The organism is Deinococcus apachensis DSM 19763 (assembly GCF_000381345.1).
In the GTDB taxonomy this organism is placed as follows: domain Bacteria; phylum Deinococcota; class Deinococci; order Deinococcales; family Deinococcaceae; genus Deinococcus; species Deinococcus apachensis.
The window spans coordinates 1-5,000 of record NZ_KB906425.1 but is presented as its reverse complement, the minus strand read 5'-3'; the positions used below and the strand labels follow the sequence as shown (position 1 = coordinate 5,000).

Sequence of the window (5,000 nt, the reverse complement as noted above, 5' to 3'; positions counted from 1 at the left end):
CGAGGGTCATGACTCGCCCCTCGCGCTCGGCCGAGGCGTGCACACGATCGGTAAGCTGCGGGGCCAGTTCTTTAAGGACGTCGCCGAGTTCCAGCTGATCATAAGGCGAACGCGGGGCACCTATGGTTTCCCGGATCGCCTGGGTGGCCCCCAGGACACAGGCCGCCCGTCGCCACTCCCGGCGCTCTACGGCGAGATGGAGGAGACCTTCGAGCACATGGACGATACCGAGCCGGTGCCCGAGTTCGTGCCAGAGCACGAGGCTTTGGCGATAGTGGGAACGCGCCTGATCATGGTTGCCTTCTTTGCGGTCGAGGGTCCCAAGCGTCTCCAGACCGGAAGCGATGTTGAATGTATGCGCGAGCGCGCGAGCCGAGGCCAGGCCCCGGTCGATCAGGTCACGGGCCGCAAGGTAGTTGCCCAGGGCCGTCTCTATGCCCCCCAATTCGATGAGGCTCTCGGCGACCAGCTTCTCGTCGCCCGCTTCCTGTAACAGCCGCACGTTTTCCCAGTACAGCGACCGCGCCTGCTCGGGATCACCCCGCTCGAACGCCAGGTTCCCAAGATTGCCGAGGATGACGGCCGTGCCCCGAGTGTTGCTCAGTTCCCGGCAGATGGCGAGCGCCTCAACCAGGTAACGCTCGTACGTGTCGAGGTCCCCGGCGTAGTAGGAGATGCCCGCAAGGTTGTTGAGTGCGGCCGCAACGTCCTGTGAGCGGTCCAGGAACCGGTAGACGGCTAGGCATTCGCGCATGTAAGTCTCGGCCACCGGGTAGTCACTCTGCTGGGTGGCCAGCCACCCCGCTCCCCTCAGGGCTTTCGCCCGTTCGGGCGTCGGGGTCGGGTCAGCCCGGTCGAGTGCTTTCGTGAGCCACGCCCGGCCTTCCGCGTGGTAGCCGCGCGTATGCCAGAACCACCACAGCTCGCCAGCCAAGCTCTGGGCCTCGTCGGATGCCCCGCGCGTCAAGGCATGGTCGAGCGCCGCCCGGAAGTTGTCGTGTTCTTGCTCGATCCTCTCCAGCCAGACGTTCTGCTCAGCACCGTCCAAGAGGGGCCTCGTCTCGCGGGCCAGCGCCAGGAAGTAGGTAAAATGTCGCGCCTCAAGGCGTGCGAGGTCCGCTGCGCCCTGCGCCAGCTTCTCCCGCGTGTACTGGTGAATGAGCGGGTGCCGGTCATAGCGCCCTGGTGGTAGGACGCGCAGCAGGGACTTGCTCACAAGCGAGGCGAGGGTCGCCATGGAGGCGCCAGCGACCTCTGCGGCGGCTTCCCGGGTAAACCCCCCGCGAAATACTGACAGCGCAGCCAGGACGCGCTGCTCCTGGGGGGAAAGTAGTTTCCATGACCCCTCGAAGACAGCCCTGAGGTCCCGGTGGCGTTCGTCGCGGTCCTGTGCGTGCGAGCCGAGCACGTCCAGGTCGCGCGCGACCTCGCGCACCAACTCGCCCGGCGACAGCACTGGGAGCCACGCAGCGGCCAGCTCGAGCGCCAGCGGTGCGCCCGCCAGCAGGCGACAGAGTTCCAGCACGTGCGGCAGGTCGGTGGGCGCTGGCTCGAATGCACGTCCTGCCTGGCGGGCGCGCTGGCAAAAGAGCCGAACGGCGTCGCACTGCGCCGACGCGCCCGGCGCGTCGGCTTCGCCCGGCAGGGCGAGCCCCGCCACCGGGAATAGCCACTCCTCGCCTAGGCTCAAGGGTTCACGGGACGTCGTGAGCAGCTTCAGGTTGGGGCAGCCCCGGAGCAACTCGTGCAGCACTAGCGCGCCGTCCCTCAGGTGCTCGAAGTCATCGAGCACGAGAAGCGCGTGCTGCTTGCCCAGGTGGCGACAGACAGCCTCGAGGTCGGGCTCTCGGCCTTCGGGCGTGAGTCCGAGCTGAGTCGCAACGCTGCCCGGAATCAGCGTTGCCGAGCTGAGCGCCTCCAGGGCGACGTAGAAGACCCTGTCCTGGAACGGTTCCTGGTCGAGCAAGCTGGAGGCGGCCTGAAGCGCCAGCCTTGACTTGCCAACGCCACCGGCCCCGGTCAGCGTCAACAGCCTGCACTCGGGCTGGAGGAGTTGCCGGGTGACCTCCGCAAGTTCACGGCTCCTGCCGACGAATGAGGTTCCTCGCGCGGGCAGGCGGTGCGCCGCGAGTCCATTGGACGGGGCCGCCTGACCCTGCCCGGAAGACTTCTCCAAGCTCACCCCGTAACCCCGGGCCAGGTCCTCAATCTCCCGGGCCAGACGGCGGTCGTGCTCCCAGAGCAGCGCATGCAGGCGGGGCAGCGCGCCGGGCTGGGGCTCGGCCAGGCAGAACGCGTCGTGAGCGCGCCGGGCTGCCTCATGCGGGCGGTCTTGCGACTCCCGCTCGGCCAGCTCGATCAAGGCTCCCTGCGCCTGTTCGGCCAGGCGTTCGCGCTGATCGAACAACCACCCCTCAAGTTCAATGCCCCAGCCGTTGTCGCGACCGCTCAGGAACGGGCCTGTGTAGAGCGCGGCAGCGCGCCCGTGATCTTGGTCTTCCAGCGCCTGACGGAACTCAGCCACGTCGGTGGTGACCAGGGACCAGACGCTGGTGCCGTCGCTCCCAACGACGCCAGGGGCGTGACGGCGCAGCAAAGTCAACGCCTGGGACAAGTTGTTCAACAGCTGACGGCGAGTGTGCGCTTCCCCCTCACGCCGCCAGAACAACTCCGCCAGGTGCGTCCTGGGCTGCTTGCCTTCGAGCGAGAGGTAGGCGAGCAAGAGGAGCGGACCCGCGCGCCGGAAGTCCGAGCCTTCCAACGCCAAGTCCCCCAAACAGACCAGCCGCATCAAGCACACCTTAACGTGCGGGCGTGAAGGGTGGCACGCGAGAGCATGAGTTCAGCAGATATTCAGCACGGTTCCGACAAGCTGACCCCGAAGTCAAAACTTGAAAGGAGATTCGGCTAGCCGCACCCCATCGGGAAACACCCCGGTAACGTGCTCATCCTCGCGGCGCTCTCGGGAGCGGAGGCACAGCCTGAAGGTCCGGTATTGGGAAGTGAGAAGGAATTGGTCGGGGCATCACCTAAAGGTGAGCGCCAGAACGCTCAAGGAACCGAGGAGAAGCGGAATGAAAACACCTGTAATGGGCTGGCTTGCGGTGGGCACTTTGTCCCTTTTGCTTGGAGCTTGTGCCACCTCTCAGGCGCCATCCCCGGCGCACGAGGCATCATCTCCGGTGCAGACGGAGACCTCAGCAGAAACGATCAACCAGTCGCTCGACCAGATGTCCAGATACTTTGCCCAGGCCATCACGGATCAGGGCCTGCGTTCGCAGATCCACGACCATGTGGCGAGGCGCTTCGACGGCGACTCAGAGGTCCTCTACAAGACGCTTGCGGCCTCTTCGGACGTCCGCAGTAAGTTGGCAGCCGCCTACAGCCAGGGGCTTCAGGCGCAAGGCGTCGCCGCTTTGAGCGCCATCGACAAGCTGTCCCTCAACATCCCGCGTCTCCAGGTCGCTGTGCCCGTCCAGTTCGAGGCATGGGACGCCGCCCGCTACACGCCGCTGGTAGGGTTCGTGCCAGTCGGCGTTGATGACACGGCGCTCAAGACCATCACCGCGTACGACGCCCAGGGACGAGTTCACACGTTGGACGCCCAGGTGGCACCCACCGTACCAGTCATTATTTTGAGCTTGAACGAGCGCACTGACAAAGAGGGGAACGTGCTTCAGGCGTTCAGGACGGCAGACCCAGTTTCATCGACCCTGAGTGCTCAAGGCACCTGGACTGGCCCAGTTTTGTAGACGAAGCTGACTGGAGACTCGACTCAGGGGGAGTGTACGACGGCGGGCGGGGCAGTGAGCAAAGCCCAGCGCTGGGCGAACTCGTCCGGGGTGAGATAGGCCAGGGAGGAATGCGGCCTGGCGCTGTTGTAGAAGCTGCGCCAACCATCGAGCAGCACCTGGGCGTGTCGGGCCGAGTGAAAGACCTCCAGGTTCAGCAGCTCGTCCCGCAAACGGGCGTGGAAGCTCTCGGCCACGCCGTTTTGCCAGGGTTTGCCGGGGTCGATGTACCGAGTACCCACCTCCTGCACCGCCAGCCAAACCTTGAGGTCGTGGGCGATGAACTCGGGGCCGTTGTCGCTGCGGATGAAGGCGGGAACACCCCGTTCCCGCATCACCTCGACCAGGACGGCTTTCACGTCCACCGACGTGAAAGCTGTCCCACAACGCAACACCAGCGATTGTCGGGTGAACTCGTCGGTCAGGGTCAAGATTTTCAGGGCGTGGCCTCCTAGCGTCTCGTCGAAGACGAAATCGTAAGTCCACACCTGGTTCGGCTGCTCGGCGCGCAGAGGAACAGGCCGCCCAGTGCGAATTTTTCTGGTCTTGCGCCGTGGAGGCAGAGCGAGGCCCTCACTCTTCCAGAGGCGGTGCACGGTCTTGCGGTTGACCTGCACCCCTTCCCGGCGCAATGTAGCGTGGACGCGACGGCATCCCCAGCGGGGATGCTCACGGGAAAGGGCTTTGATCCGCCCGATCAGTTCACCGTCATGCCTCGGGTGGGGTCGGTAGGACAACGAAGAACGAGGCAGACCGACCAACTCGCACGCCCGCTGCTGTCGGACATTGATGCGGACCAGGAACTGCACGGCCTCCCGGCGCTCGGGGGCCGTCAGCGCTTTTTTCCAAGCAGCACCTTCATCCCCTCCAGCTCCAGGCGCTGTTGCCCCACCAGCTTCAGAAGGCGCTCGTTTTCACGTTCGAGCTGACGAAGCCGCCGGGCTTCGTCCACGGTGGCATCGCCGTACTTCGCCTTCCAGGTGTAGAAGGAGGCCGTGCTGCACCCGGCCTCCCGGCAAAGCTCCTCGATTGGCTTTTCGCCCTTTTTGGCGTCCTGGAGCAGCTTGATGATCTGTTCCTCACTGAACCGCTTGTGCTTCATGGGTCATCCTCGCTTTCTCGCAGGGGTCAGGGAAAGGCCCTTATCCCCGCAGGGGAGCGAGCCGATAGTCTCCAGTCAGCTTTGCCCAGTTTTTAGGGGGCAGACCA

General features: G+C 65.1%; 4 protein-coding genes (1 of these 4 running past the window's edge). 1 reads left to right on the top strand and 3 read right to left on the bottom strand.

Annotation, left to right across the window (positions count from 1 at the left end):
* Positions 1-2,791, bottom strand: the 5' portion of a protein-coding gene (locus F784_RS24985; RefSeq protein WP_019588616.1) for an AfsR/SARP family transcriptional regulator. It extends 29 nt beyond the left edge of the window; the window shows 2,791 of its 2,820 coding nt (coding positions 1-2,791); the start codon lies at positions 2,789-2,791; its stop codon lies beyond the left edge, outside the window.
* Between the two features lie 283 nt (positions 2,792-3,074).
* Between F784_RS24985 and F784_RS0120650 the strand changes: the two genes are divergently transcribed.
* Positions 3,075-3,752, top strand: coding sequence for a DUF3103 family protein (locus tag F784_RS0120650; protein ID WP_083939316.1), 678 nt, complete (start codon positions 3,075-3,077; stop codon positions 3,750-3,752).
* Between the two features lie 23 nt (positions 3,753-3,775).
* On the opposite strand, the gene F784_RS24130 is transcribed toward F784_RS0120650, so the two are convergent.
* A complete protein-coding gene (locus F784_RS24130; RefSeq protein ID WP_169405718.1) occupies positions 3,776-4,600 on the bottom strand; it encodes an IS3 family transposase in 825 nt (274 codons plus the stop codon).
* A gap of 23 nt (positions 4,601-4,623) precedes the next feature.
* A complete protein-coding gene (locus tag F784_RS0120640; protein WP_019588393.1) occupies positions 4,624-4,893 on the bottom strand; it encodes a transposase in 270 nt (89 codons plus the stop codon).
* Positions 4,894-5,000: the final 107 nt, after the last annotated feature.